Raw genomic sequence first — 26,719 nt, 5'->3', positions numbered from 1 at the left:
AAGTAGTTTCATGCCTTCTCCTGACCTCCCCACCCTTGAAACACAAGAAGTCATCATTCTTGAAAAGACCCAGCCTAGCCTGAAGGCGAATTTTCTGAGCGCCTTCGGTTCCACTTTCATCACGATCTTCTTAGCCGAGTTAGGCGATAAGACCCAACTGGCAACCTTGCTGATGAGCGCTCAATCTCATCATCCTTGGATCGTGTTTGCGGGCGCTGCGACTGCGCTCGTGGCAACCAGCTTAGTCGGCGTTCTGGTCGGGCGTTGGCTCTGTCAAAACGTTTCTCCAAAAACCTTGGAAAAAGCAACCGGTGGAATTCTCTTATTAGTTGCAGCGCTGTTAGTTGTCGATGTCATGGGGATGTAAATTATGGACTGGCAATTAATGGGCATTAGTTTTGTCACTGTCTTTTTAGCAGAGCTAGGCGATAAAAGTCAGCTTGCCGCGATCGCGCTCAGCAGCAACAGCAATAACTCTCCCAAAGCAATTTTTCTTGGAACTGTAGCGGCGTTAGTTTTAGCCAGTTTTATTGGTGTGATTCTTGGAGAAGGAACCGCACAGCTTTTGCCGACAAAATGGACAAAAATTATTGCAGCGATCGGGTTTTTGATCCTAGCCGTACGACTCCTTTGGTTTAGCAACTGCGAAGAAGAAGCGTAACCCCATTGCAATTCTACAATTTAGAAAAAATTAGAGAAAAAGCCTCCAGCATTTGGAGGCTTTTCAATGGAGTTCACCGCACGAATTGGAATTCACCATTCCAAACTTGTCTAAAATTCACGTTTCAGCAGCCATCCCCCTGCAAGTAGCTTGCACGATTCAAGCATCCAATAGCCGATGTGAAGCTGATCCATTCCCGTTGGAACTTGCGCAGGCGCAAAGAGATTCAGATTCAAGCCGAGCGCACTCATCTGAGGCGACAGCAAATAAGTGCAAGTTATCGCGATCGCAAACAACACTCCAGCTAATACGATCGAAGTTAAAGTCTTCTCAGACTGCTGCTGGACTAAAACACTCGTCAAAACCGAAGCAGCACAAAGCAATTCTAAGCGATTAAATATCCAGAAAATTCCATATCCAGCCGTTGCAAAATCAGGCTGCGACATCATTCCAGCTGCAAATAGACTTGGCAGAACTACCAAATCAAGCAACACACTACTGCTGATCCAAAATGCCAAGGTGAGGATCAAAATCTTTCGCCAATTTACAAAATTGGAACTGACTTTTGAAGCGACAGTCATAACGCAGACCTATGCTCGAATTACTCTAAATTCAGCCTAACAAATCCCACTTTAGACAATGGATTTGAGACAAGAAACTTAGCAAAGAAATTTAGATCAAAAATAGAGGATCTAGCGATAAAAACTAGATCCTCTATTCAGGTAATCGAACATTAAAATATAAATCGAAACTGATCAGAATCCTGCAACTTCCATCTTGAGAGATGCAATATCCTCCTTAATTGATAACAGTACAAACTCAATTGGCTACGTATCTTCTGAAAACAGCAAGATATCCAGTTGCAGGGGCTTTGAGGCGGAGACACAGAACTCAAAGCGGTGGTATGGAGATTGAGGAGAAACATCTCTCTGTGTCTGCATTTAAATTAGCATTTCTCTCCAAAATTGACGAGCGAGTTTAATAGTTAAAAATCGAAGTTAATATAAGTTAATCTTCTCTTAAACTCCGGTTTAAAGTACGATCGTTTAGACTGAAAGTATTGCTCTACATCGCTTTATGAAAAGCCAATTCGCTGCAATTGTCTTCAGTCTTTTGAGCTTGACGCTTCCCGCTCAAGCCGTACAAGTTCGAGGCACAACTTACTTTGTCTCCCCACCTCGGCTAGTCGGTGCATCCACCACTCAGAATCATGTCTATGCTTGGAGCGCAACCTACTACTTTACGTTAGAGATTCCAGACAATTCGGGCGAACCCCTGCAACGAGTGACGATCGCTCAAGACGATGGAGTTGATCGGGTTCGGTTCAATCTAAAGGAAACAGAAGCCTTCGACGGCGATCGGCGATCGCGCACTAAACTTGGACTCGGTGAAGTTACGCTTGACGAGAAAACCAAAGCCGTAACTGTTAACTTCAATCCACCAATTCCGGCTGGAAAACGAGTGACGATCGCACTTGCACCAGAGCGCAACCCAGCTTACGGAGGAGTCTACCTGTTTGGAGTCACTGCCTTTCCCACAGGCGATCCAGCCTATGGACAATTTCTAGGATTTGGGCGCATCTCAATTTACGACAATCGCTTTGATTCGTTCTTTTTCCGTCCTCGATTTCGGCATTAGCTACAGATCGATCTGTTTCTATCCCACATCAACCCTTGCGCGGCTGCAAACTCTGTATCTTCTATTCCGCAAGCTTTAGTGCCACTTCGGGAACAGGAACATCTTGCACCAAAATCGATTTTGTGACTAGTCATACTGAAACTGTGAGAGTCCCCAGGAGTGAACCCATCATGCAAGCTTCTCTACGCTGGTCAATTTTTCCGACTGCGATCATGGCTGTTTTCGCAATGTCTAATCTCGCTGCAAGTCAACAAGTGGTCTCGATCTCCTCTAATACGTCGCCCATTACTCTCAATGGCATATCCGGAGGTGACAAAAAAGATTCAAGCTGTGCTGGCTTCATTGGCGATCGTCCAAATCATACCGTTCAAGTCACTGCCGATCGTAATCTCAAATTTACACTTCAAGGCAGCGGCGAACCGACACTATTGATCATCGGTACACAAGGACAAAATTTTTGTGTCCAAGCTGATCGTCTTTCTAACGGCAAGGTGGAAATTCCAGGGCGATGGACAAAAGACAATTATTCAGTCTTTGTAGGAGACAGAGGACGGGCGCGAAATCCTTATACATTGTCTATTTCTCCGCAATAGAGCAGACAAATGAGCCGCTCGATACGAACATATCTGCTCTCAAACACGATCACTTCAAATCAACAAGAGTGCCGCTCCTTCTAACAGGATCGGCATTCTAATTAAGAGTGACTTTTCTTGTGTTCCGCTTCTTGCCCCAATTGATTGACTATCGCAATCAAATCCTGCACTGCCGTCTCTTTATTACAAAACGCATCCACTTTTGCCGTCTGCAGCATCACCTCAGTCTGAGGATCTTCTAACGACGAATACGCCAAAATCTTAATCTGGGGATGCACGCTCTTAATCTGAGTTGAAGCACTCAGCCCATCCATGATAGGCATTTGTAGATCCAGAACGATCACATCGGGGCAATGCCGATCCGCCATTTCCACAGCTTCTCGCCCATTGCTCGCTAAACCTACTAACTCGATTCCCGCTTGACGCTGCATTGCTAACTTCAAGCTAAATCGGGTTAGTTCATGATCATCGACAATTAAAACACGCAACACTTTGCACTCACTAGACAGCATGGGACAACCGACCGATAATTCGAGTGTTACAGGAGAGTGTAGCGAGACGAACACTCTGAAAACCTCTACCGCAAGGATTAATCTAGTCAGCCATTTTGGAGAAGAGCGAGGAGAAGCAAAAAAAATCAGCGATCCTTTTACTAAATCAAGCATTTAGAAGAAGCATCGCTGATAGCAACCGACAGACTTGAAAACTTACATCCAATCTTTCAATAAGGCTTGACGACGAGGGTGACGTAGCTTTCTCATCGCTTTCGCTTGAATTTGGCGCACACGCTCGCGGGATAAATCATAGATCTGACCGATTTCGCTCAGGGTGTAGTGCTGACCATCCGTTAAACCAAATCGCAACTTAATAATTTCACGCTCACGATCGCTCAAATGATCCAACACGGAGTTGAGGCGATCGACTAATAATTTGTGATCCAGATTATCGTTGGGTGCAACATTATCTGCATCTTCGATCAGTTGCATTAATTCAGTATCTTCATCGCGTCCCACCCAAGCATGAAGCGATAAAGTACGCTGGCTCACGTCTAGAACCTGCTCTAACTTATCTTCCTCCATATCCAGCGCACCTGCTAACTCTTGCTTGGTCGGCTTGCGACCGAGTTCTTGAGAAAGCATTTGCCGAACTTTACGAACCTGATTGAGCTTTTCAACCATGTGTACGGGTAAGCGCACTGTTCTCGATTGAGACGCAATAGCACGGGTGATCCCTTGACGAATCCACCAGTAGGCATAGGTTGAGAACTTATAACCCCGTTCGTAATCGAACTTTTCAGCAGCCCTCATCAGACCCATCGCCCCTTCTTGAATTAGATCTAAGAAAGGTACGCCCCGATTCAGGTACTTTTTCGCGATCGAAACAACTAAGCGCAAATTTGCCCGGACTAACTTCCGCTTTGCTCGCTCTCCTATGACTCCACCTTTTGAAATTTCTCTAGCGAGCTCAATCTCTTGTGCCTGAGTTAAAAGGGGGTAGCGTGCCATCTCTCTCAGGAACATTCCAACCGAGTCATCTGATAGACCTAAATATTCGCTGGTTTTACCACGCAGCGATTTCGCCAAAGCTTCGGGTGAAAGATCTTCATTTTCGAGAGACTCGAGTTCGGAAAGATCGATATCGCCCTCAGTTACAACTGAGTCAACCGGAAAGGAGTCAGTGGGTAATTTAGTTGCCATTGTCAGGTTACGCTGGGTCTTTAATTTTTTCGGAAAGTCATCTTCAACTGCAACCTACTGTAATCGAAATGTTTGAGTTTGGTTCAGTAAAATAACGCTTTTTTGATTGTTTTTTATGCACTTTATCAAGGCTTAGTTTATGAATTGAAATGAGTCCGTTTTTTCGCCGAATTTCAGTAGCTATACGGAAGAAACAACACGGTGGAAAGGCGGTATAGTAATCGGTTTTTGCTTAAGTAACTGTCCAGAACTTTCACTGAGTTGTACAGTTACACTAACTCATTTTAAGAATTAGATCCGGGGAATTGCAGTGGTTTTTTGAAGAAATTTGAAATTGTGATGTTTCTCCGAAATATTGCGGAGGAATCAAAGAAACCTGGATCGATTCAATTTGAATTTTGAAATTAGTGTCTTTGTAGAGTAACTTAGACTACAAAAAATAGCGCACTAATTTGAAGAGTTAAAGACAAAAGTCGAAGATTGACACTTTTGAATGGGATAACCCAAAAAAACACGCCCTAAAGTACACTCAGGGCGTGTTAATGCAAAGATTGACAGTAGATTAGTCGCGGTTGCTCAATTTCCAAGTTGCGCCAGAAACGAGATTCGTCAGAATGTGCGCCACAATCGGGACTAAGAGATTTCCTGTCCAAACGGCACTCAGACCTAATGCTATGCCGACTAAGGATGCCCATACGACATACGACCATTGTTTAAGATTGCTCATATGCAGGACTCCAAAACAGAGGCTTGATAACAGAACGCCAAGCTCATCTAAGCCAAACTCTGGCAGCATGACCCCTCGAAATAAGAGTTCTTCACTTAACCCGGGAAGTAACCCAAGCCAAAGCAGATCAGGAACGAGCAGGGGTTTGATCACCATCGTGAGATATTGATCCGCACTTCTGCGATACTCTCCCCAAATCCGGTAGACGATCGCACTAGCAATCGAGATGCCAACGCCTAATGCTAGTCCTTCAAGCAAGGCTTGAACTGAGAAGCGAACGGGCAACATTGATAACTGGCTAAAATGAAGCCAAATTTTAGAAACAACTAATAGAACAACCGCGGTTACCCCCATTGCAATGAGAACTTGGGTACGAGTTAGCGGCTGCATTTCCGGCGTATCAGGAATTTGTTGTGCCACAGTAAATTTAAGGTGCTTGATTTAAGGCTCACAGTATAACTCAAGCGCTCGAAAGGAAACTAGAGGCTAAATTCCTGTAAGTTGCGATCCCCGAATCGATTGATCGAACCGTTTGAGAGCAGCGATTTCTGGACTTAACGCTGTCGGGTTGATCCCTGCACGATCGCAGATCAAAATCCCGATCGCTTCTAAATAAGATTTGACGATTGTTGCGCGAATTCCCAAAGCTTCTGCGGAAACATTAAGCTTTGTCTGGTTCTCTTGCACGGCAATAATTCGCGTGCGTGTCTGACTGAGATGCAAGATTGCACTCCCTCCGCAGGCAGAAGCAGGAATCACTAAAGCATTCATTTGATCCGCCCAAATTGCATGAGCCTTAGGAAATTCTGTAAATCGTGGCGCACGACTCAAACCGACTAAGACACAAGGTAAGAAAGTATGTCCTAATTCTTCCGCTGCCGATCGCGGAGAGAGATCGGGATCAAGGGGTAACGCAGACAAAGCAGGCGCGTGTGCACAAGGTACATGAAATGTGCGCACAATGAGATGACTGATCACCGCTTCTGCTCCAGATAGCGGATCTACACCTTGCCCATGTCGATAGTTCTGCAATGCTTCACTACCTGTATCGTCAGGAAATCGAGCGACAACTGCGATCGCATCGGCTCCAGCCTGAATGAGTTTCTCAGCTGCTCTCAATAAGCTATCAGGATGCTCGATCGTGCCCCAGGTCGCGCCAGACTTTGCCGTTCTTAGTTCAACATTCAAAGGCTGATCTGTGACCACATAGTCCAAAATATTTAGTCCTAATGTGGCTCTTGCAGCATCCGCAACTTGTAAATGCCTTAGTTTCAGATCAGGTTCGATAGCTTGATCCAAAATCAAGCCAATCCGATTCGAGGTAGTGGGTAACAGTCCCCAATGTCCAGCAGCGAACTGATCTAACCCATAGCCTTCTACATAAAGTGCATTCGGTAGATTCCAGTAGAGTTGTGCGCCGTTGAGAACATTGGGGTGCGTGATCAAACAATCTGCAACTTCCGAGATCGCGCGCGCGACAGGCATTGCATCCCCTGCATATCCGCCGATTGCAGCTCCAATCCCAGTTGGAACAATCAGCCCAACCGTAAATGATGGTTTATTCACGAGTCACGACCGCTTCGATTTCAACTGTATTTGCATCAATTCGAGTAATTGCCCACCGCAGAGGCTCACCGAATTGACGCAGTTTTTGTTCGATAAGTGGATGTAACTCTCGAACGGGAGCTAAAGAAAGTTCGATCGTAATAAAATCCGTGATCATCCTTGCTGTCCGAATTGCTTTTTGTAAACGGTTTCTTCTTTTTCGGTTTCGAGTTTGATATTCGATCGCGGATACGAGACACAAAGCAGCGCATATCCTTGCGCTTGTAAATCGGGGCTTACACCCATCCCGTCTGTTTGATCGACTGTGCCTTCTGTAATCAACGCAGCACAGGTCGTACAAACACCCGCTGTACAAGATACAGGGAGATTCAAACCTTTATCGTCATTCGCAACACTGAGAATCGTGCGATCGTCGGGCACTTCGATCGTGTAGATCTGACCTTGATGTGAAATTTCGACAGTATAAGTAGCCATAAACAATGATGTCTGGAGGATCATTATTATCCATCACGAGTGGCGATCCTGCCAGCGCAAAAGTTTTTGCTGACCATTCTAAATTTATCCTCAGTTAATAGCCCCTTAACCTCTTCTCGGTCGGAATTTAATAGCCAAGTGAGATGCTGCTGTAAGACCTGAAAAGTGCGTCTTTGTCGATCACGAGGTTTCTACTAGTAGGATCGCTACTCGTGCCATATTTTCAGATATTTCTAAGAGTGATCTATCGTGCTCTCTTCACGTCAAATGATCCAACTGCGGGGATAAATAATTTTGAGTTGATATTGACGGGTGGATCAGGCAAAAGGAACAGCAATAGTACTGATTTCAGGAAAACGGCAGCAGCAATGCGATCGCATTTTACTCTCGTTAAGACCAGCACTGATTCGGGCATTCTAACCAATGATGAGCTTTGACCCAGAAAGAGATGAACGATCCGATTGCTCCAATCGTGAATCAGTTTGACCAAGATCCGAGTGCAATTCGGATTCAAAAGTTACTAGTTTACGTGTGTCGAAATCATTGGGAGAGTGAGATGTCCCTTTTCGATGCTAGCCAGTGGAGATCACTGATCGAAGAAGTCAGAATCGCGTATCCGACACTCGACCAATTGCGCTCTCGTCTGACTCATCAAATCGGAACGCTGAATAAATCCAAAGAATATGCCGCAATTGGACAAATCATTCTTTCTGTTCTAGAGGGACTTTATGCCGAAGGTGCGGTCACGATGGTTAGCGCGTCACGGCGATCCACGAAATTAGAACAAGATATCAACATTCATCGCATCAAGAAGCTTCTTATCTACACTTGTAAAAAATATTGGGAAGCGAATTCTTACATCATTGAACAAACCGCTCTTCCGGACCTGATTGATACTTTGATTAAACAGTATCCCACCACTGCAGAACTGCGATCGGGGTTGAATAAAATGGTGAAGACTTTGAATAAATCGGTTGAGTATGCATTGATTGCAGAGATCATTATTCGTGAAGTAGAACCCCTGTATGGCAATGATCAACCAGCAGACAATTTAGCGCTGTGTGATCCGATTGACTTATTTGATGTTCGGTGTGCGATTCTCAAATCTGTAAACCCTCTACAGACCAAGGTTTTACTGTTTTCATCCGTTTACTATTTGTTCGAGTTTTGTGAGCAAGATTGGTCGAATCTCAAACTTTATAGCTTAGATGGATTACTGCGAACCGTTGTGATTCAATCGGCAACGATCGAGGAACTCCAGCAGCTTTTAAATAGTAAAGCGAGCCAACTGCGAGATCCAGATACTTATCTAGAGATTGTGCCTGTGCTAATCAGATCTCTGAAAAAGGATTACAACGATCTCCGGCAAAAATTGCAACAAGTCTCTAGCGTGAGTAGTCTTGCAGATACAACGATTGCACGATCGACTCGCGCATTTTCCTAGAAGTTGGGAAAACTGAACATCAAGATCTTTGTAGGGCTGCATGACGATGAATGCTCAAGAATTGATGCGACAGTATGATGCCGGAAAACTCAACTTTTCAAGTCAAAATTTAAGCAGAATTAATTTGATAGGGGCGGATTTAATTGGCGCAAATTTGGCTCAGGCGGATCTCAATCATGCAGTTTTAATTCTGGCTTTTCTCAATCGCGCAAATCTGAGCCAGGCAAACTTGTTGCAAGCGAGCCTGAGCGGTGCAAATCTCAGTCAAGCCGATTTACTCAATGCGAATTTACGGGATGCAGATTTACACGGCGCAATTCTCTGTGGAGCGGATTTGCGTGGGGCTGACCTTTCACTCGCGATCGCATTAGATGCAAATTTTAGTGGAGCGGATTTGCGAAATGCAAATTTTAGCGGAGCCGACTTGCGCGGGGCGGATTTACGCGGCGCAAATTTTAGAGAGGAGAAACGCGCTTATGAAGGCGCAACGCTACGCGGAGCCGATTTACGTGGGGCGGATTTACGCGGCGCAAATCTGAGTGGAGCGGATTTAAGTCGCGCCAATCTCGCAGGTGCAAATCTCAGCGAAGCGAGTTTGAGAGAGGCTAACTTGGCGCAAGCGAATTTGAGTGAGGCAATTTTACGCGGTGCTTTTCTGACCGATGCGAACCTGAGCGAAGCAAATCTGACTCAAGCGAGCCTCAGAGACGCAAAGATGAATCGATCGATTCTCAATCAAGCAATCCTCAGCCAAGCGAATCTCTCAGAAGTGACCTTAAACCATGCAAAATTACATAAAGCGAAGCTCGATCGTGCGAATCTGACGCGCGCTCAAATGAATCAAGCAGATTTAAGTCGTGCGGATTTGCAGAATGCAATTTTAATGGATGCCGTTTTAGTCGCCGCTTATTTGGGACGTGCTGATTTGCGTCAGGCAAATCTGACTCGTGCGAATTTTACACGCGCTGAAATGAGTAGTGCTTTAATGACAGGTGCGATCACGGATTCTATGATTCAACCCGATGGTTCAACTGTATCGTAACCTGTCATTCCAAGAACATAGAAGAACTCATACAAACACTCTCTCGAAACCACCCAATTTTTTAATTGTCTTCTCTATCTAGCACTTGATAACGCTGCTTTAAAGCAGAAAAAGAGGGTACGATCGCACCCTCTCAACGTTGATTGAAGACTTCAAATTTAAAGTTAAACCTGACCACCAGCAGCCTGCAATCTAGCGCGCGCACGCTTCAATGCTTGAGTTGCTTTCAATTGGTCTTCTTTAGATCCACCTTGTTCTGCTTGAGCAAATTTGGTTTGTGCGTCCGCGTAAGCAGTTTGAGCAGCAGTCCGATCGATATCTTCACCACGTTCTGCCCCATTGACTAGAATCGTGACTTCATTCTTCTCGACTTCCGCAAAACCGCCCATCACTGCGATCGGAACCCAATTTTTCTCAGCCCGAACGCGCAGAACGCCCGTTTCTAAAGCCGTAAGTAAGGGAGCGTGACCTGTAAGAATGCCCAGCTGCCCTGTAGTGCTAGGAAGAATCACTTCCTCAGCCGAAGAATCCCAGACGGTTTTGTCTGGTGCAATTACACGAACAGTTAAAGCCATAGTAAAAAATGAAGGTAAAGGGTGAAATGAGAAGCGGTGAAGGATGAGAGTTCACCCTTCACAATTCAGATTTTCCTGGCAATTAGCCCGCCTTCATTTTTTCTGCTTTCGCGATCGCTTCATCGATGTCGCCAACCAAGTAGAATGCTTGCTCTGGCAGATCATCCAATTCACCAGCCAAGATCTTCTTGAAGCCTGCGATGGTTTTCTCCAGGGTTACATACTTACCAGGAGATCCGGTGAAGACTTCTGCCACGAAGAACGGCTGAGACAAGAAGCGCTCAATCTTACGTGCACGAGCAACGGTCAAACGATCGTCTTCCGACAATTCGTCCAAACCAAGAATCGCGATAATATCTTGCAATTCTTTGTAGCGTTGCAGTGTCGATTGAACTGCACGAGCCGTATCGTAGTGGTCGTTTCCAACGATGCTGGGTTGCAACATGGTCGAAGTCGAATCCAATGGATCTACCGCTGGATAAATTCCTTTTGCAGCCAAACCACGGGAAAGAACGGTGGTTCCATCCAAGTGAGCGAAGGTGGTTGCAGGTGCGGGGTCAGTCAAGTCATCCGCAGGTACGTAAACTGCTTGAATCGAAGTGATCGAACCTTCGGTCGTCGAGGTGATCCGCTCTTGCAAGTCCCCTACGTCTGTACCCAAAGTCGGCTGATATCCTACCGCAGACGGCATCCGACCCAAGAGTGCGGATACTTCAGAACCGGCTTGCACAAACCGGAAGATGTTGTCAACGAACAGCAATACGTCTTGCTTGTTCACGTCGCGGAAGTATTCTGCCATCGTCAATCCTGACAGACCGACGCGCATCCGTGCTCCCGGCGGTTCGTTCATTTGACCGTACACCAGAGCGATTTTCGATTCGTTCAGGTTGTCTTTTTTGATTACGCCAGACTCGATCATTTCGTTGTAAAGGTCATTTCCTTCACGAGTCCGCTCACCTACACCTGCGAATACGGATACTCCACCGTGATTCGTTGCGATGTTGTTGATCAGTTCCATCATGATGACGGTTTTGCCGACACCCGCACCACCGAACAGACCAATTTTTCCACCACGACGGTAGGGCGTGAGCAAGTCGATCACCTTAATTCCAGTTTCAAAGACTGACGGCTTCGTTTCGAGTTCGGTCAGTTTCGGAGCGGGGCGGTGAATCGGAGAAGTTTCAGTGTTATTGACCGGACCTTGGTTGTCCACAGGTTCGCCCAATACGTTAAAGATTCGTCCTAAAGTTGCGGTTCCAACGGGGACGCTGATCGGTGCGCCCAAGTCTGCAACTTCCATGCCGCGAACTAAACCATCGGTGGAACTCATTGCCACCGCACGAACTTGGTTATCGCCCAAAAGTTGTTGCACTTCGCAGGTCACTGAAACGTGTTGACCTGATTCGGTTTGACCCGAAATGGAGAGTGCGTTGTAGATTCGGGGCATTTTGCCACCGGGAAATCGAACGTCCAATACGGGACCGATGATTTGTGTGATGTAACCGATGTTTGTTTTCTCTGCGGTGGTGACCATGAAGAACGCCCTACAAGTTGTGGTTCTACTATTTGTGAATAGACCGTGTGAATACACGGGTTGCGCGGATTCGCCAAGAGTTAGCTTATCATTGAAGGGTTACAGATGATTAAGCAATTTTTCCTATTGTGCGATCGTTTGTTGTCTATGACACTGCGAAGAAATTGAAGCGCAAATCTGAGTGAGCAAGGATGGACTCAACTCATGTTTTGAGATTTTTCAAGACGCTGTAGAATTTTGACTAACTCCGAAATAATCGACTGTAGAGCGTTTCATGAGACATGCTGGCGATCGCGAATCCCCATCCACACGTTTCAAGTTCATCATCGCTTAGATCCGCGATCGTACTTTTCCCCATCTCTTCGCCCAACTTCAGCAGCAACTTTTGCCCAGAAGTTTGTCCCAATGGAATTAATTTCACGCCTGCGCTGACGAGATTCGTTGCCCAACTGTGCAGATATGCAAGAAGCGCCGAGGATTCTTCAATTTCCCAGAGTGCCGCGACGAGTCCGAACGCGATAGCGAAATTGCACCCATCTGGAAAATTTGGAATTGGTTCGGGATAGAGCGCGCGGAATAATCGTAAAAGTGAACCGCCCATTTGTAGACTTTGCGATCGCAGTTCTTCGGTTTCGCGAGCGGCGGTAAACCATTGATTCCACTCCAGCACGCGATCGAACTCTTGATTCAGTGTGGCGCGATACGATCGCAGCATCATGGCTGCTTCGAGCCGAACTGCACCATAGTTTAATTCTTGAATGATCCAATGTTCGAGCGCATCGACATCGTGAATCACACCGCTATGTACGAGAGTTTCTAATCCTTCTGAATAGCTATATGCGCCAACAGGCAAAGCAGGACTTGCCAATTGCAAAAGCTTAGTGAGAGTGTCCATACGCACCGGATTCGGGTTGAAAGGGAACGATTTCAGATTTCACTTGGAGTCCGCGATGTTCTAACAAGTCTTGCAGCACGGGGTCAGGTGAAAGTCTCAAATACGCGCTACTAATTTCTAGCGGAACGTGGCGATTGCCTAAGTGATAGGCAGCTTGGAGCAGATCGAGTGACTGCGAGGTTGTGATGGTTAGAACAGGTTCAGGCTTCGCTTGAATTTTGGCGAATTTTCCCTGATCAGATTCCAGCCAGTCGCCATCTTTGAGCGTTGTGCCTCTGGGAAGATTGAGATACACTTCTTGCCCGTCATCAGATTGGAAGAGAAAGCGCGATCGCGTTCTCTCTTCAGCCGTGAGCGAGAGAATATAATCTGGTGAGGATTGAGGCGGAATGCGTCGAACAAAAGTCGGAGTCACGATAACAAACTGAAAACGAATTGTTCTCAGAGTATCGTGCTGTGATTTGAGAGGGCTAAATTTTTAGAATATCGATCGCTTTGCCATTTGCCTGCATCGATTCAGAAAGTGCGACTAAAGTTTGGACTAACCCCGCACCGAGCCAACCTGAAGAAATTGCTGAAGTTCGATTGTGCTGAACGCAGTCTAAGAAATGATTGCAGACTTGTTGAAGCGGTTCTTGATTTTGGAGGTCAAGAATTTCGCGACTTTGTGCGATCGGTCTAAATTTCTCGTCAAATTTTCCCCACTGTACAGTTAATTGATCTTGAGCGAGTTCGTCAAAAATCAAACTGCCATTCTCGCCAACAAGACACGATCGCCGCTGTTTGTCTGGATTCAGCCAGCTTAAATGCAGTCTTGCTTCAAAGCCAGAAGGATACGTCAAAGTTGCCCAAACGGTATCGGCTAACCCTGCTTGTAACCAAGTCGATCCTTTTGCTTCAACTTGGCAAGGCGTTTCACCGAGCCAAAAATTTAGGATGGCAATATCGTGAATCGCTAAATCCCACATTGCATCGACATCAGAGCGAACGGGGCTGAGATGCGATCGCGTTGAATACCCATATCGCAACGGCCCAAGTTTGCCAGATTGGACGAGTTCTCGACCCCGCAACACCGCAGGATGAAATAAATAAGTGTGATCGATAACGAGTTGACGCTGTTGTTGCTCAGCTAAACGGCAAAGTTGGACTGATTCTGCAAAACTTAACGTCAGCGGCTTCGCTGCGAGGACGTGCAGATCTTGTTTCAGGGCGGCTGTGATTAGAGAATTGTGAGTCGTGGCGGGAGTAGTAATTGCAACTGCATCTAATCCATTCATTTCTAAAACGTCTTGCCACTGCGTTGTGCAGAAAACGTCTAATTCAAACCGTTTCGCGATCGCTTCTAATTGCTCAAGGCAGGGATCGACGACTGCCACCACTCGCGCTCTGGGATTGTGAAGAAAATTACGCAGGAGATGCGCTCCCCAACGTCCAACGCCAAGCAGTGCGATCGCTGTTTGCTCTGACATAACCAACCTCTTAAAATCTTGGGCTGGTTAAGTCTCCTGACCGCTCAGCACCAAAAACGCCTCTTGCGCGGCTGCTTGTTCGGCAGCTTTGCGCGATCGACCTGTTCCTTGTCCCATACAGCGTCCTTGAATCCAGACTTCTGAAACAAAGCGGTTCGGATCATTGTGAGTGTTCCCCATTTCCTGAGTGCGATATTCAGGGAGCGTTTTCTGATGCCCTTGTGTCCAGTTCTGCAAAGCAGCTTTGTAGTTTTGCCGAGCCGGATCAGCGAGAATTTCTTCAGCAAGGGGGTGAAATTGCTCATCGAGCCAAGGATGAATCAAACTGAGGTTATGAGTGCTTAGGTAAAGTGCTGCAAGAACGGCTTCGAGAGAATCGGCAAGCCGAGAATCACGTCCAGCCGGATCAGATTTGGCACTCGATGCGACGAGAAGATAACGATCGAAGCCAAAGGAATCTGCAATTTTGGCAAGAATACGATCGCTCACTAGAACAGATCGAATTGCAGTAAATTCTCCGACTTTCAAATCCGGATAAGTCTTGAGCAGAAATTCGGCAGCTGCTAATTTAACCACTGCATCGCCTACGAATTCAAGCTGTTCGTAGTTTCGTTCGGCTGAGAAGGTAATGTGAATCAGCGCGAGATCCATTAAATTCCAGTCGATCGCGTCGAGCTTTGATAGCCCTAATCGTTGAGCCAGTGCGTGGAGTTCCTGCTGACGGCGCGGGTAGGCAAGAGACATGGGATCAGTAAAAAATCAGGCTGTTCCCATCGTAGGGGTGAAAGGACACTCCGACAAATTTAAGCGGATTTCAAAACGGCATAGGTGCGCTCGATTTCGCTAACGGTTGCGCTTGTCAGTAAGGGCACTTCCGGCGTTTCATGCCGATTCATCGAAATCGTGGTGACTTTTAGCTGATCTGAACCGGGGAGAAATGACATCGTTCCAGTTCTGCTGCCCCGCCAGTGTTGGACTCTAACTTGCTCGATCGTGCCCGGAAAGACACCCGCTAAAAGCGCTAACACTTCGCTGGGTAAGCCAATCACGACTTGCCGCCCAAAAAATTCTTCAAATCCGGCTAATAATTTTTCCGCCCGCATCATCGGGTCAGGATGTTCGACGATTTTCTGAAGCCATCGTCCCCACTGAATTCTTCGTCCATAGGCTCGCCGACGTTCGTCAAAGGTTTGAGTCGGAATTAATTCAGGAGACCCGATCGCAATCACAGCGCGATAAATCGGTTCGACGCCGCAATTCACTGCTGCACCGGGTCCGGCAAACTCTGCGTGATATTGCTTACAGAGGATTAAACCGCTCTTTTTATGTTCGCTAATTGCGAGCAGGGATTCTGAGGACGGGCATACCTCGGAATGCTTCGGGAGTTCGAGTGTAGAAGCTTGACTTTTCACAGACTTACCCTACGGGGGTGCAAGTGGGCGATTGACTGACGAACGGCTCAGACGCGGACGTTTAGCACATTTATAGTAGACCAGGCAACCCCAACTCATTGCTTAACTTTCATGGACTTTGCTGAATCTACATATTGGTTCCCACTGTTTAAAGTAAGTTCAAGAAGAAAAGCGCGGATCACAATTTCTCAAGGGAGTGATTCTCAGTATCGGGCGCGCGATCGAGGGAAAAGTCCGTGTTTTCCACGAGTTTAGAAGCGGGTCGAGAAGAGTTAGACATAAGCCGGATTCTGTTCTCTTCATATCAAAGATATAGAGAGGGCAGTTATCTATCTGGGATTGAAGTTACCTTCAACCTCAAGCGGTTCACAATCGTCCGCAGACATGTCCGCAAACAATTCGCCGAAACAGGAAAAAACCCAACCTTTGTTTCGTCTGACCTTGCTCCCAACCGGGGTTTACCGAGCCAATACCTCTCGATATTGCTGGTGCGCTCTTACCGCACCTTTGCACCCTTACCAACGGAGTTGGCGGTATCTTTCTGTGGCACTATCCTCACGCTCACGCGCACTGGGCGTTATCCAGCAAGTCTGGGTTTTGGGGAGTCCGGACTTTCCTCAGATTTAGAAAAACTAAATCCGCAACCGCCGCGCTGACTCTTCTCTGTTGTTTAGTCTAGCTGATTGAGGGGGAGTGGAGTGGGGGAGTGGGGTAGAAGAATCATGATTTTGGGCTTCGTTATTTTCCCTAGCTCCTACGGCATCTTAGGATTCCAGGGAAGTCCGGCTGTCCAGTCGAGTTTGCGGACGTTGAAGCGGCAGACGAGGCGAATGCGATCGCCGGTTGGAGATGTGCCGAAACCGATGAAGCGCAAGACGAGATCGAGGTCGAACTGGAACGGTTCTTTGCTATTGACGAAGTTTTTGTAGAGTTTTTTCTTGGCTTCAGGTGCTTTTTTATTGGGTTCTGAAAAGTCTAGTAAAGTTTTGCTTGCTTTGATTGTTCCATCTTTGCGAGCCATCATATCTTCGGCAAAGATGTCCTCGAAGAGGGTTTTTCCGGGAGCAATGACGCTGAAAACTTGACGTTGAAATAGATCAGTCGGTTCGCCAGGAACCGAGCGGGTGACACGACGCGATCGCTTATCGTACTGCTCGGTTAAGGCACAATAGTCCCAATCTACATAAAGTGCTCGATCTTTCGTTTTGTTATTGATTCGGATTTGTAGCTTTTCCAGGTTGTGATATTCATAGCGACTATTGAACTTAAAGCTAATGCCAATGGCATCGGTCAGATTTTGGTCAGCGAGCTGCTGCTTTAAGTCGTCATCGTCTAGCCAGACCATCACTTCGTCGTTGAATGAATTTACGATTTGGTAGAGGACGTAAGTGACGCACAAAAAATAAGTCGTCAGTAAGACAAAATCGAGTTCAGTCATTCGCTTAGAGCAGATACAGTTTTGATTCTGTTCTTATACCATTTTGGGATTGATTGTGTTCACAGATCAAAAAATCGGCGCAATTGAAACTTGCGCCGATTTTTTCAAGACAAATTTAGAAGTTAATTTAACGCTCAAAATCTTTTTTGGCGTGTTTCCGATCGTAAACATCTCCACTAAATGGCTGTACTCCTGACTCTGGATACTGATCATCTCTTAAACCGAAGATTCGACCAAATGCGCCGGAGAAATAGTCTACTACGTCTACTACAACTTTTGGAACGCTCATGAAATCACCTCTGAAGTTTCTAGGTCAACCAATTCAATGGGTGAATGATCTCTTACTGAGTCAATTATCAGGATTTCAAGAAAAAATGACTAGCGATCGCATCAATTTGTTAGAAAGAACAGGCTTTTTTCGGTGTTTCTTAAAGCTTTGTATTCTTGTTTCAAATAGCAACACAAATGGAGAGGGAGAACAGGCGCGATCGCGACAATTTCTTTACAAATCGAGAGGCTGATTTTTGTCGAATTCACTATAATGCACCGCGCATCACACATAAATTCGCTAGAAAAATCAGAAAGGGTCGCTTGACTTTTGGTTAAATTAACTATAATTTAGATGAAGAAGCGCTTTCAACTGCCCCCTAACTCTCACAACCCTTTTGCATCTAAGGAGGATTTGGGTGGAAGACCTTAAACTGACAATTCAACCTGAAGATTACAGTCTGCTCACTGATTTATATCAGTTAACAATGTCAGCTTGTTATGTGGGCGAGGGTTTGGATCAACGACGTGCCAGTTTTGAGCTTTCAGCGCGACGCTTGCCCAAAGGTTTTGGTTACGCGATCGCGATGGGTCTCGCACAAGCGTTAGATTATTTAGAAAGTTTTCGATTTAGCTTAGATCAAATTTCAGCACTGCAAGCCACCGGGATTTTTGACGATGCGCCCGCTGAATTTTGGACGGTGCTAGAAACAGCATGCTTTGAAGGAGATGTGTGGGCGGTTCCAGAAGGGACAGCAATTTTTGCCAATGAGCCATTTTTGAGAGTTGAAGCTTCGCTGTGGCAAGCGCAATTGGTGGAAACTTATTTGCTGAATGTGATTAATTATCAAACTTTGGTCGCAACTCGTGCGGCGCGGCTGCGAGATATTGCAGGCAAAGATGCGACCTTGCTAGAGTTTGGAACTCGGCGCGCGTTTAGTCCACAAGCCTCCGTCTGGGCAGCCCGAGCGGCATTAGCCGGAGGACTTGATGCAACCTCAAATGTCTTGGCAGCGTTGAAGCTAGATCGTAAACCTGCTGGAACGATGGCGCATTCGTTGGTGATGGCGCTGGGTGCGATCGAAGGTACTGAATCTCAAGCGTTTCAAGCTTTTCATCGCTACTTTCCAGGTGCGCCATTGTTGATTGATACGTATGACACGATCGCGGCGGCGGAAATGCTTTCTAAACAGCTTCAAGCCGGAGAAATTCAGCTTTCGGGTGTGCGGCTTGATTCAGGTGACTTGGTTGATCTCTCGAAAAAAGTACGATCGCTGCTGCCTGGCGTTCCAATTTTTGCCAGTGGCGATTTAGATGAATATCGGATTGCTGAACTGAAAGCTCAGGGTGCTTGTATTGAGGGATATGGCTTGGGAACGCAACTTGTCACAGGGTCGCCTGTGAATGGCGTTTATAAATTGGTCGAAATTGATGGCATTCCTGTGATGAAGGAAGCGACTGGAAAGATGACTTATCCGGGGCGCAAGCAAATTTTTCGAGGTGAAAACGGCGATCGCTTAGGTTTAATCACAGAAGCTGCGAATGGTGAAATTCCCTTATTACAATTAGTCTTGAAGCAGGGAGAGCGAGTCAATGAACCGGAGACGATTGCTGAAATTCGCGATCGGGCAACGGTCAATGTTGCGCGATTGCCAAAAGCGGTTCGATGTCTTGAAAACCCGGTATCGATTCCAGTCGAACTATCCCAAGCGTTATCTGAGTTAACCGATCGTACCCGGAGCCGTCACGCATGAGAATCGCGTTATTTGGAACAAGTGCCGATCCGCCTACGACGGGACATCTAGAGATTTTACGCTGGCTCTCGCAGCGATTTGATCACGTTGCAGTTTGGGCTGCCGACAATCCGTTTAAATCTCAGCAAACTGAGTTGAGGTATCGAACCGAGATGCTGAAAGTTTTAGTGGATGAATTAGCTTGTGCCAATGTGGAAGTGCATCCAGAATTGAGCCATCCGAGAACTCTGATTACGGTTGATCGCATTCAGCAACGCTATCCGAATGCAGAATTAACCTTGGTTGTCGGATTTGATGTCGCGAGGCAATTATCGAAATGGTATCGTGCTCAAGAATTGTTGCAGCGCGTTCAAGTTTTGGTGATTCCGCGATCGCGCTATTCATTTACTCAAGAAGATTTGGAGCAGTTAAAGACCCTGGGCGCGAAGACTGAGATTGCCCCGGCAAGTGTTCCAGATGTTTCTTCGACTGCATATCGCGAAGGCTGTGACTTATCTGGGGTGACCGCTTCAATTCAGGCTTATATCGATCGGGAGCAATTGTATCCATGCCACGCACACATCGAAAAACAACCAGTTCATTAATAGGAGAGAAACTTGCAGATTTCAGAGTGGGAGTCGATAACGCGATTTTCTCAGTCGATACGGCGCAAAATCGGTTACTGGTTTTGCTCGTGATGCGTCATGAGGAGCCGTTTTTGGGTCAGTGGAGTTTGCCTGGGACACTGGTTCGCCAAGGGGAATCGCTAGAAGATGCGGCGTATCGAATTCTGTCAGAGAAGATTCGGGCGCGTAATCTCTATCTAGAGCAGCTTTATACGTTTGGCGGTCCCGATCGCGATCCGCGTGAGGCAAAGGATAGTTATGACGTGCGGTATCTATCGGTGAGCTATTTTGCATTAGTTCGATTTGCGGAAGCTGAACTGATTGCAGATGGGGTGAGCGGAATTGCTTGGTATCCTGTGGATCAATTACCTGAACTTGCTTTTGATCACAACAAGATTTTGGAGTATGGTCATCGCCGCTTAAGAAACAAATTAGAGTACAGTCCGGTTGCGTTTGATGTGTTGCCTGAACTGTTTACGTTGAGTGATTTATTTCAGCTTTATACGACTGTGTTGGGAGAAAACTTTTCAGATTATTCTAATTTTCGATCGCGCTTACTCAAGCTTGGGTTTCTCTCAGATACTGGGGTAAAAGTTTCCAGAGGAGCGGGGCGACCGGCAAGTCTATATCGCTTTGATGCTGAGGCATTTGCGCCACTAAAAGATAAGCCTTTAGTGTTTATTTGAGTGTTGAAATTATGGGACTTGGGATTGAAGAATTACTAGCTGATAAGCGAGAAGAGATTTTAGCGATCGCGCACAAGCACAACGCTTCTAATATCCGGATTTTTGGCTCTGTCTCGCGAGGAGAAGCAAGTTCAGAGAGTGATGTTGATTTTTTAGTTGAGATGTCAAACCATAGTTTGCTCGATCGCATCGCGTTGATTCAAGATCTTCAGGATTTATTGGGGCGAAAAGTGGATGTCGCATTGCCACAAAATTTGCATCAGTTGATCCGCGATCGTGTTTTGCAAGAGGCAGTTCCTTTATGAGAGAAGCTCGTCTTTTACTGAGTGATATTCTAGAGTGCATTGAGCGGATTGAATCATACACGATTGAGGGACGCGAAGCTTTTCTCCAAGGTCGGATAATTCAAGATGCTGTTGCTCGTAATCTTGAAGTGATTGGCGAAGCAACCAAACAATTGCCGCCCTCTTTAAAAGAAAGCTATCCTGATGTTCCTTGGAAGAGAATTGCAGGATTACGAGATGTTTTAATTCATGATTATGTCCGCGTTGATCCTGAAGAAGTTTGGCGAGTTGTAGAGCAAAATCTACCAGGCTTGAAAACGAACATTACTGCTATTTTTCAAGAATTGAACCCATCATGATGAAAAAGACAGGGCTTGGGATTGAAGAATTACTAGCTGATAAGCGAGAAGAGATTTTAGCGATCGCGCTAAAACACGGAGCTTACAACATCAGAGTTTTTGGCTCTGTTGCTCGTCATGAAGCAAATAGTAAGAGCGATATTGATTTCTTAGTAGATATGGGTGAAAAACATAGCTCCTGGTTTCCTGTTGGATTAATTCAAGATCTTGAAGATCTACTAGGGCGAGAAGTGGATGTTGCAACTGAGAAAATGCTGCATGAGCGGATTCGCGATCGTGTCTTGAAAGAGGCAATTGTCTTATGATTGACGATGGCTTAAATATGACTTGCATTGCAGAATGTGTTGCCCGAATTGAAGAATATACTACTGCTGGACAAGACGCATTTGCAGCATCAACTTTAATTCAAGATGCCGTCATTCGGAACTTTCAAGTAATTGGCGATGCAACTAAAAACATTTCTCCAGAACTTAGACAAGCTCATCCAGATGTTCCATGGCGAAGAATGGCTGGATTTCGAGATGTACTTGTTCATGACTATCTAAGAGTTGACCTGGCAATTGTTTGGGAAATTATCGAAATTGAATTACCTAGCCTCAAGCCGAAAATTCTAGAAATTCTGCAAACTTTGAATTCCATACCATCATGAAAATTGCGATCGCACAACTCAATCCGACGATCGGAGATCTCCAAGGTAACGCGGACAAAATTCTCAAAGCAGCTCACCGTGCAGCATCCGAAGGTGTTCGTTTGTTACTCACTCCAGAACTTTCACTTTGCGGCTATCCTCCTCGCGATTTACTGCTGCATCCAAGCTTTGTTGAAACAATGGCACAGCAGCTTTCTCAACTCGCATCGAATTTGCCTGAAGGTGTAGCAGTGCTAGTCGGAACAGTTGAGCCGAATGCGGAAGCGGTTTCTACAGGTGGCAAACTTCTGTTCAACAGTGTCGCTCTGATTGAGAAAAGCAACATTCTCAAAATCTTTCATAAGCGGTTACTACCAACCTACGATGTCTTTGATGAGGATCGTTACTTTGAACCGGGAAATGAGCCGAATCAGTTCGAGCTAGATGGCATTCGGATTGGAGTCACAATCTGTGAAGATCTCTGGAACGATGAGGAATTCTGGGGAAAACGCACGTATAACTTGAACCCGATCGCGGATTTAGCTCAAGCAGGAGTCGATTTTACGATTAACCTTTCTGCATCGCCTTACACGGTTGGAAAGCAAAAGCTTCGAGAAGCAATGTTGAAGCATGGAGCAGTAAGGTTCAATCAACCGTTGATCTATGCGAATCAGGTGGGTGGCAATGATGATTTGATTTTTGATGGAGCGAGTCTTGCGATCGACAGAAAAGGCGAACTGATTGCACGTGCTGTGAGCTTTGAAGAAGATTGGGTTGTGCTTGAGTACGATTCAGAAAAGCAAGACTTCGAGAAAAGCGCGATCGCCTCTGCCCCAGAATGTAAAGAAGCCGAACTTTGGTCAGCATTGGTGCTAGGGGTGCGAGATTACGCCCGCAAATGTGGCTTTTCTAAGATTGTGTTGGGTTTGAGTGGTGGGATTGATTCCTCTTTGATTGCTGCGATCGCATCTGAAGCAGTGGGCAAAGATAACGTTCTCGGTATTTTAATGCCTTCGCCTTATAGTTCAGATCACTCGATTCAAGATGCTCTAGCACTCGCTGAGAATTTGGGAATTCAGACTCAAACATTTCCAATTGGAACCTTAATGGAATGTTTTGACCACACGCTCGATCCATTGTTTGCTGGAACGCCCTTTGGACTGGCAGAAGAGAACTTACAGTCTCGAATTCGTGGCACGTTGCTGATGGCAGTATCGAACAAATTCGGGCATCTACTCGTTTCGACGGGGAATAAATCTGAGGTCGCTGTCGGTTACTGTACGTTGTATGGCGATATGAATGGGGGGCTTGCTGCGATCGCAGATGTTCCGAAAACTCAAGTCTACAAACTGTGCGAATGGTTAAATCGTTCTACTGAAATCATTCCGAACAATGTTCTGAGCAAGCCTCCGAGTGCAGAACTGAAGCCAGATCAAAAAGATCAAGACTCGTTGCCAGAGTATGACGTGCTGGACGATATTCTCGATCGCTATCTTCACCAGCATCAACCTTTAGCAGAAATCGTTGCAGCCGGACATGACGCTGCGATCGTCGAACGAGTGGCGAAATTAGTTCGGATTGCGGAGTTCAAACGGAAGCAAGCACCGCCTGGATTGAAAGTTACCGATCGAGCTTTTGGAACCGGGTGGAGAATGCCGATCGCGAGTCGCTGGATTGCTCAAATTTCTCACAATTCGTAAAATGTGTAGTTGTGTGAAGCAAGACCGATGACGAGACGAACTTCTCCAGATGATTTACAAAATTGGGACGATGCTCAGGATATCGAGCATTTAGTCAACGATAAGCGATCTCATAAACGTGCCACACCTGCTAAAGGTCGTCGCCGCAATCGTCGCTATGAAAATCGCTTACTCAAATTGCAGATCGAGAACGTTGAGTTTGACGAAGGTAGCTAAGTTCATCGGGGGTTAATTCTCGCCATTCTCCGGGAGATAGTCCTGTGAGGCGAAGCTTTCCGATCGCGACTCGAACCAGTCTCAACGTCGGAAAACCGACGGCTGCAGTCATGCGACGAACTTGCCGATTTCGTCCCTCAGTTAACGTGATTTCGAGCCAAGCGGTCGGAATGTTTTTGCGAAATCGAATTGGGGGATCGCGATCGGGTAAATCTGGCTCAGGTAGGCGATCGACGATCGCCGGACGAGTCAGATAATCCTTGATTTTCACGCCTTTTCGCAATTGAGCGATCGCTTCGTCTGTTGGAATGTTTTCAACTTGTACCCAATAGGTTTTGGAATGTTCAAATTTTGGATCGCTGAGTCGGTGCTGAAGCTGACCGTTATCCGTCAACAGCATCAAGCCTTCGCTGTCTTGATCGAGCCGACCGACCGCGTAAACATTCGGCACAGGAATGAAATCTTTTAGCGTCGATCGAGGATTCGGTGAGTCATCGGTAAACTGACTCAGCACATTGTAAGGTTTATAAAACAGCAAGTGAGGCATAACGATTGCCAAAGACTTGCTTGATTTTACGATCCTAGGAAGGGTAATGTGAGCCAGCGGCGTGATCGACCATTTGAAGTTGTTTCTGACAGTTGCAGCACAATTTTTAATTCATGCAGCGGCTTTGTTGTGCGCGCGATCGGTGTATTGAATAGTAGCGCGATCGTAATCACTAGAACTAATGTCCAAGCGGTCGGAAACTTAATCAGTGGGAAATGACGAACCATCGATATGTCTGAGAACAGCTTGTTCATTATGGCGGAATTCGTCCAAGATGACACAGTTGAACAATCGGTGGCATTACGGAATTTATTGCGAACTTAAATCTTTCGTCCCAAAATAATCACATCGCGATCGCACTGCCAGGATTGAGCAACTTCGGGCAAATATCCCCATTGGGCAAAGCCGAATTTTTTCAGCAATTCAACACTGGGCATATTTTCAGCAAAGGCAATGCCGAGCAACGTTCTAATGCCGAGGTTTGGAGATTGTGCGATCGCATGTTTGAGCAAAGTCTGCCCAACGCCTTGTCGATGAAATTTCGGTGCAACATATAAGCTAATTTCAGCCGTCGATCGATATGCTTCTCGACCGTAATACATCCGAAACGCAAACCATCCTGCAATCTGATTGTCTCGTTCTAAAACCCATAAAGGATAGCGATCGGGAGAATGCGATCGAAACCAATCTAATCGACTTTCGACTGATACAGGTTCAACATCAGCCGTAATGGTTTTTGCCGCAACTGCGTGATTATAGATTTCAACAATGGCGGGTAAATCAGCTTCAACAGCATCTCGAATCATTGCGGCGTAACCTGCTGAGAAATCCATTGCAAATAAGGGTGTGATCCTTGAACAATCGGGAGGGCAATAATTTCAGGAACTTCGTAAGAATGAAGTTCACGGATTTTCGCTTCGAGTTCAGCAAAGCGATCGAGTTTTGACTTAATGACCAATTGCCATTCTTCTTCTTGGTGAATCTCCTCTCGCCAAGTGTAGACGGACTGTACGGGTAGGAGTGTTACGCAGGCTGCTAATTTCGCAGCAACCAGCGATCGCGCTAGCATTTCCGCCTGAGCCTTTGAGCCTGCGGTTACTAAAATCACTCCGAACTCTGATTGTGTCATAAGCTTAAAAATGAACCCTAGCGACTTTCAGTGTAATTGCCATGAGCAAAAAAATCCTGTTGACTTTAGTATGGATCGGTTTTGTAAGCTATGCTTTCACGCTTGCTCCTCCTCAGCAGCCTGACACGTTTGATTTAATTATCAATCTCTCAACCGGAAAGATCGCAGGGGTGAATCCTTTGATTGTGGCGCTCTTTAATATCATGGGCGTTCTGCCGATGGCGTATAGTTGCATCACATTCTTGGATGGTCGATCGCAAAAAATTCCGGCTTGGCTGTTTACGCTTGCATCATTTGGTACTGGTGCATTTGCGTTATTGCCGTATTTGATTTTCCGTCAGCCGAGTCCGACCTTTCAGGGACAGAAAAATTGGCTCCTCAAGATTTTAGATTCTCGAATCACAGGTAGCGCGATCGCACTCAGCGGAATTGGTCTATTTCTTTACGGAGTGATGAATGGCGATTGGAGTAACTTTGTGCAACAGTGGCAGACTAGTCGATTTATTCATGTAATGAGTTTAGATTTTTGTCTATTATGTGCATTGTTTCCGATTCTGTTGCAAGACGATATGAAACGACGTGGTTTAACTGATTCACAAGTGTTCAAGATTCTGTCATTCTTCCCGTTCTTTGGAGCGTTGATTTATTTGGCATTGCGTCCACCCACGATCGAGCAATCGACTCCTGTTCCATCTGAGCAAGTTGCAGTATGAAGTTAGGCGATTCTGAAGTCCACATTTGGCAAGTGAACTTAGACGAGGTGCAACTCCATCTCTTATCAGCAGATGAACAAGTCAGAGCCGATCGATTTAAATTTGAGCAGCATCGCAAACGATTTATTGCAGGGCGATCGTTTTTGCGATCGCTGCTTTCTCGCTATTGTCAAGCCGATCCGATGGCCTTGGAATTTGAATATAGTTCGCACGGAAAACCTGCGCTCAAGCGATCACGAATTCAATTCAATCTAGCGCATTCGCAGCATTTAGCTCTGTATGCAGTGACTTACGATCGACTGGTGGGGATTGATGTTGAAGCAATTCGACCGATGGATGATTTAGAGTCTCTGGTGCAGCGATTCTTTTTACCTTCGGAGTACAAAGCAATTCGAGCCGATAATGCTTTATTTTTTCAGTACTGGACTTGCAAAGAAGCGTTTCTAAAAGCGATTGGAACCGGAATTTCAAAACTGAAAGAATTAGAGATTGAGAATGCACAGTTAAAGACGATTCCAGTGGAAGCGCGATCGCGAAAATGGCATCTTCAGCAGCTATCGATTCAAGATGATTTTGCTGGAGCCATCGCAGTTGAGCAAAATTGTCCATCTCTCGAATTGAAGTCTTTTAAATCACTCACAGGTGAGATGCAGGAGCTTGATTAGT

38 protein-coding genes and 1 other RNA gene are annotated in these 26,719 nt (G+C 46.0%); 18 read left to right on the top strand and 21 right to left on the bottom strand.

Going from position 1 to position 26,719, the window contains the following annotated elements:
• The first annotated feature begins 10 nt into the window (after positions 1–10).
• Together LEPBO_RS36295 and LEPBO_RS0106170 are read left to right on the top strand one after the other, a co-directional pair.
• Complete coding sequence (locus LEPBO_RS36295; RefSeq protein WP_017286672.1) at positions 11–367, top strand: TMEM165/GDT1 family protein; 357 nt, start codon at positions 11–13, stop codon at positions 365–367.
• A 3-nt stretch (positions 368–370) separates the two neighbouring features.
• Complete coding sequence (locus LEPBO_RS0106170) at positions 371–661, top strand: TMEM165/GDT1 family protein (protein WP_017286671.1); 291 nt, start codon at positions 371–373, stop codon at positions 659–661.
• Positions 662–771: 110 nt separating this feature from the next.
• Here the strand turns inward: LEPBO_RS0106170 and LEPBO_RS0106165 are convergent, their stop codons facing one another.
• Positions 772–1,242, bottom strand: a complete 471-nt coding sequence (locus tag LEPBO_RS0106165; RefSeq protein WP_017286670.1) for a DUF4149 domain-containing protein — start codon at positions 1,240–1,242, stop codon at positions 772–774.
• 496 nt (positions 1,243–1,738) lie between these two features.
• Here LEPBO_RS0106165 and LEPBO_RS0106160 point away from each other — a divergent pair, with 496 nt between their 5' ends.
• Complete coding sequence (locus LEPBO_RS0106160; protein WP_017286669.1) at positions 1,739–2,299, top strand: DUF2808 domain-containing protein; 561 nt, start codon at positions 1,739–1,741, stop codon at positions 2,297–2,299.
• Between the two features lie 170 nt (positions 2,300–2,469).
• Positions 2,470–2,892: a hypothetical protein gene (locus LEPBO_RS0106155; protein WP_017286668.1), complete on the top strand. Its 423-nt coding sequence runs from the start codon at positions 2,470–2,472 to the stop codon at positions 2,890–2,892.
• 101 nt (positions 2,893–2,993) lie between these two features.
• Here the strand turns inward: LEPBO_RS0106155 and LEPBO_RS0106150 are convergent, their stop codons facing one another.
• The 6 genes from LEPBO_RS0106150 to LEPBO_RS0106125 all read right to left on the bottom strand — a co-directional run bounded on the left by LEPBO_RS0106150 (position 2,994) and on the right by LEPBO_RS0106125 (position 7,356).
• Positions 2,994–3,404 carry a response regulator gene (locus LEPBO_RS0106150; RefSeq protein WP_026148451.1) on the bottom strand — a complete coding sequence of 137 codons (411 nt, stop codon included), beginning with the start codon at positions 3,402–3,404 and terminating at the stop codon, positions 2,994–2,996.
• Between the two features lie 195 nt (positions 3,405–3,599).
• Positions 3,600–4,589 (bottom strand): sigma-70 family RNA polymerase sigma factor, encoded by a 990-nt coding sequence (locus LEPBO_RS0106145; protein WP_017286666.1) that lies wholly within the window; start codon positions 4,587–4,589, stop codon positions 3,600–3,602.
• Positions 4,590–5,151: 562 nt separating this feature from the next.
• Positions 5,152–5,736, bottom strand: coding sequence for a CPBP family intramembrane glutamic endopeptidase (locus LEPBO_RS0106140; RefSeq protein WP_017286665.1), 585 nt, complete (start codon positions 5,734–5,736; stop codon positions 5,152–5,154).
• A gap of 66 nt (positions 5,737–5,802) precedes the next feature.
• Complete coding sequence (locus LEPBO_RS0106135) at positions 5,803–6,882, bottom strand: DUF3326 domain-containing protein (RefSeq protein ID WP_017286664.1); 1,080 nt, start codon at positions 6,880–6,882, stop codon at positions 5,803–5,805.
• Positions 6,875–7,039: a hypothetical protein gene (locus LEPBO_RS43280; RefSeq protein WP_017286663.1), complete on the bottom strand. Its 165-nt coding sequence runs from the start codon at positions 7,037–7,039 to the stop codon at positions 6,875–6,877. The genes LEPBO_RS0106135 and LEPBO_RS43280 overlap by 8 nt, the downstream gene beginning before the upstream one ends.
• The gene (locus LEPBO_RS0106125; protein ID WP_017286662.1) at positions 7,036–7,356 is read right to left on the bottom strand and encodes a 2Fe-2S iron-sulfur cluster-binding protein; all 321 of its coding nucleotides are present in this window, start codon (positions 7,354–7,356) and stop codon (positions 7,036–7,038) included. The genes LEPBO_RS43280 and LEPBO_RS0106125 overlap by 4 nt, the downstream gene beginning before the upstream one ends.
• A 448-nt stretch (positions 7,357–7,804) precedes the next feature.
• On the opposite strand from LEPBO_RS0106125, the gene LEPBO_RS0106120 reads away from it, so the two are divergent.
• Both LEPBO_RS0106120 and LEPBO_RS0106115 read left to right on the top strand, forming a co-directional pair.
• The gene (locus LEPBO_RS0106120; RefSeq protein ID WP_017286661.1) at positions 7,805–8,800 is read left to right on the top strand and encodes a hypothetical protein; all 996 of its coding nucleotides are present in this window, start codon (positions 7,805–7,807) and stop codon (positions 8,798–8,800) included.
• A gap of 46 nt (positions 8,801–8,846) precedes the next feature.
• Positions 8,847–9,842 carry a pentapeptide repeat-containing protein gene (locus LEPBO_RS0106115; RefSeq protein ID WP_026148450.1) on the top strand — a complete coding sequence of 332 codons (996 nt, stop codon included), beginning with the start codon at positions 8,847–8,849 and terminating at the stop codon, positions 9,840–9,842.
• A gap of 164 nt (positions 9,843–10,006) precedes the next feature.
• Here LEPBO_RS0106115 and atpC read toward each other — a convergent pair whose 3' ends face one another.
• The 10 genes from atpC to LEPBO_RS43275 all read right to left on the bottom strand — a co-directional run bounded on the left by atpC (position 10,007) and on the right by LEPBO_RS43275 (position 17,454).
• Positions 10,007–10,417: an ATP synthase F1 subunit epsilon gene (gene atpC, locus LEPBO_RS0106110; RefSeq protein WP_017286659.1), complete on the bottom strand. Its 411-nt coding sequence runs from the start codon at positions 10,415–10,417 to the stop codon at positions 10,007–10,009.
• Positions 10,418–10,499: 82 nt separating this feature from the next.
• Entirely contained in the window at positions 10,500–11,951 is a 1,452-nt protein-coding gene (gene atpD / locus LEPBO_RS0106105; protein ID WP_017286658.1) for a F0F1 ATP synthase subunit beta, read from the bottom strand.
• A 241-nt stretch (positions 11,952–12,192) separates the two neighbouring features.
• Entirely contained in the window at positions 12,193–12,846 is a 654-nt protein-coding gene (locus tag LEPBO_RS0106100) for an urease accessory protein UreF (RefSeq protein ID WP_017286657.1), read from the bottom strand.
• Entirely contained in the window at positions 12,830–13,261 is a 432-nt protein-coding gene (gene ureE / locus LEPBO_RS0106095) for an urease accessory protein UreE (RefSeq protein WP_017286656.1), read from the bottom strand. Before ureE ends, LEPBO_RS0106100 begins: the two co-directional genes overlap by 17 nt.
• Before the next feature lie 55 nt (positions 13,262–13,316).
• Positions 13,317–14,315, bottom strand: coding sequence for a Gfo/Idh/MocA family protein (locus tag LEPBO_RS0106090; RefSeq protein ID WP_017286655.1), 999 nt, complete (start codon positions 14,313–14,315; stop codon positions 13,317–13,319).
• Positions 14,316–14,342: 27 nt separating this feature from the next.
• Positions 14,343–15,059, bottom strand: a complete 717-nt coding sequence (gene rnc, locus LEPBO_RS0106085; protein ID WP_017286654.1) for a ribonuclease III — start codon at positions 15,057–15,059, stop codon at positions 14,343–14,345.
• A gap of 59 nt (positions 15,060–15,118) precedes the next feature.
• On the bottom strand, positions 15,119–15,727 hold the full coding sequence (locus LEPBO_RS39795) for a hypothetical protein (protein ID WP_017286653.1): 609 nt from the start codon (positions 15,725–15,727) through the stop codon (positions 15,119–15,121).
• 264 nt (positions 15,728–15,991) lie between these two features.
• Positions 15,992–16,387, bottom strand: an RNA gene (gene rnpB, locus LEPBO_RS40500) — RNase P RNA component class A.
• 94 nt (positions 16,388–16,481) lie between these two features.
• Positions 16,482–17,165 (bottom strand): hypothetical protein, encoded by a 684-nt coding sequence (locus LEPBO_RS0106075; protein ID WP_017286652.1) that lies wholly within the window; start codon positions 17,163–17,165, stop codon positions 16,482–16,484.
• Between the two features lie 127 nt (positions 17,166–17,292).
• Entirely contained in the window at positions 17,293–17,454 is a 162-nt protein-coding gene (locus LEPBO_RS43275) for a hypothetical protein (protein WP_172410470.1), read from the bottom strand.
• On the opposite strand from LEPBO_RS43275, the gene LEPBO_RS0106065 reads away from it, so the two are divergent.
• The 10 genes from LEPBO_RS0106065 (at position 17,453) to LEPBO_RS0106020 (ending at position 23,664) form a co-directional block, all read left to right on the top strand.
• Complete coding sequence (locus LEPBO_RS0106065) at positions 17,453–17,686, top strand: hypothetical protein (RefSeq protein WP_017286650.1); 234 nt, start codon at positions 17,453–17,455, stop codon at positions 17,684–17,686. The genes LEPBO_RS43275 and LEPBO_RS0106065 overlap by 2 nt on opposite strands.
• A gap of 165 nt (positions 17,687–17,851) precedes the next feature.
• Positions 17,852–19,186 carry a nicotinate phosphoribosyltransferase gene (locus LEPBO_RS0106060; RefSeq protein ID WP_017286649.1) on the top strand — a complete coding sequence of 445 codons (1,335 nt, stop codon included), beginning with the start codon at positions 17,852–17,854 and terminating at the stop codon, positions 19,184–19,186.
• A complete protein-coding gene (locus LEPBO_RS0106055; protein WP_017286648.1) occupies positions 19,183–19,770 on the top strand; it encodes a nicotinate-nucleotide adenylyltransferase in 588 nt (195 codons plus the stop codon). Before LEPBO_RS0106060 ends, LEPBO_RS0106055 begins: the two co-directional genes overlap by 4 nt.
• Positions 19,734–20,477: an NUDIX hydrolase gene (locus LEPBO_RS0106050; RefSeq protein WP_017286647.1), complete on the top strand. Its 744-nt coding sequence runs from the start codon at positions 19,734–19,736 to the stop codon at positions 20,475–20,477. The genes LEPBO_RS0106055 and LEPBO_RS0106050 overlap by 37 nt, the downstream gene beginning before the upstream one ends.
• 11 nt (positions 20,478–20,488) lie before the next feature.
• Complete coding sequence (locus LEPBO_RS0106045) at positions 20,489–20,782, top strand: nucleotidyltransferase family protein (RefSeq protein WP_017286646.1); 294 nt, start codon at positions 20,489–20,491, stop codon at positions 20,780–20,782.
• Positions 20,779–21,120, top strand: a complete 342-nt coding sequence (locus LEPBO_RS0106040; protein WP_017286645.1) for a HepT-like ribonuclease domain-containing protein — start codon at positions 20,779–20,781, stop codon at positions 21,118–21,120. Before LEPBO_RS0106045 ends, LEPBO_RS0106040 begins: the two co-directional genes overlap by 4 nt.
• Positions 21,117–21,425 carry a nucleotidyltransferase family protein gene (locus LEPBO_RS0106035; RefSeq protein WP_017286644.1) on the top strand — a complete coding sequence of 103 codons (309 nt, stop codon included), beginning with the start codon at positions 21,117–21,119 and terminating at the stop codon, positions 21,423–21,425. The genes LEPBO_RS0106040 and LEPBO_RS0106035 overlap by 4 nt, the downstream gene beginning before the upstream one ends.
• Positions 21,422–21,769 carry a HepT-like ribonuclease domain-containing protein gene (locus tag LEPBO_RS0106030; protein WP_017286643.1) on the top strand — a complete coding sequence of 116 codons (348 nt, stop codon included), beginning with the start codon at positions 21,422–21,424 and terminating at the stop codon, positions 21,767–21,769. Before LEPBO_RS0106035 ends, LEPBO_RS0106030 begins: the two co-directional genes overlap by 4 nt.
• A complete protein-coding gene (locus LEPBO_RS0106025; protein WP_017286642.1) occupies positions 21,766–23,448 on the top strand; it encodes an NAD+ synthase in 1,683 nt (560 codons plus the stop codon). The genes LEPBO_RS0106030 and LEPBO_RS0106025 overlap by 4 nt, the downstream gene beginning before the upstream one ends.
• A gap of 27 nt (positions 23,449–23,475) precedes the next feature.
• Positions 23,476–23,664: a hypothetical protein gene (locus LEPBO_RS0106020; RefSeq protein ID WP_017286641.1), complete on the top strand. Its 189-nt coding sequence runs from the start codon at positions 23,476–23,478 to the stop codon at positions 23,662–23,664.
• On the opposite strand, the gene LEPBO_RS0106015 is transcribed toward LEPBO_RS0106020, so the two are convergent.
• From LEPBO_RS0106015 to cutA, 4 genes are all read right to left on the bottom strand, one after another.
• Complete coding sequence (locus LEPBO_RS0106015; protein WP_017286640.1) at positions 23,621–24,211, bottom strand: pseudouridine synthase; 591 nt, start codon at positions 24,209–24,211, stop codon at positions 23,621–23,623. The two genes, LEPBO_RS0106020 and LEPBO_RS0106015, sit on opposite strands and share 44 nt — an antisense overlap.
• Before the next feature lie 26 nt (positions 24,212–24,237).
• A complete protein-coding gene (locus LEPBO_RS0106010; RefSeq protein WP_017286639.1) occupies positions 24,238–24,438 on the bottom strand; it encodes a hypothetical protein in 201 nt (66 codons plus the stop codon).
• A 93-nt stretch (positions 24,439–24,531) separates the two neighbouring features.
• A complete protein-coding gene (locus tag LEPBO_RS0106005) occupies positions 24,532–25,044 on the bottom strand; it encodes a GNAT family N-acetyltransferase (RefSeq protein WP_225885712.1) in 513 nt (170 codons plus the stop codon).
• On the bottom strand, positions 25,014–25,340 hold the full coding sequence (gene cutA, locus LEPBO_RS0106000; RefSeq protein ID WP_017286637.1) for a divalent-cation tolerance protein CutA: 327 nt from the start codon (positions 25,338–25,340) through the stop codon (positions 25,014–25,016). The genes LEPBO_RS0106005 and cutA overlap by 31 nt, the downstream gene beginning before the upstream one ends.
• A 41-nt stretch (positions 25,341–25,381) precedes the next feature.
• Between cutA and LEPBO_RS0105995 the strand changes: the two genes are divergently transcribed.
• The gene (locus LEPBO_RS0105995; RefSeq protein ID WP_017286636.1) at positions 25,382–26,053 is read left to right on the top strand and encodes a hypothetical protein; all 672 of its coding nucleotides are present in this window, start codon (positions 25,382–25,384) and stop codon (positions 26,051–26,053) included.
• Positions 26,050–26,718, top strand: a complete 669-nt coding sequence (locus LEPBO_RS36285) for a 4'-phosphopantetheinyl transferase family protein (RefSeq protein ID WP_017286635.1) — start codon at positions 26,050–26,052, stop codon at positions 26,716–26,718. The genes LEPBO_RS0105995 and LEPBO_RS36285 overlap by 4 nt, the downstream gene beginning before the upstream one ends.
• The last annotated feature ends 1 nt before the right edge of the window (position 26,719 follow it).

Source organism: Leptolyngbya boryana PCC 6306, assembly GCF_000353285.1.
Lineage (GTDB): Bacteria > Cyanobacteriota > Cyanobacteriia > Leptolyngbyales > Leptolyngbyaceae > Leptolyngbya > Leptolyngbya boryana.
The sequence above is the reverse complement of the archived record's forward strand: the minus strand, read 5'-3'. Positions and strand labels throughout refer to the sequence as shown.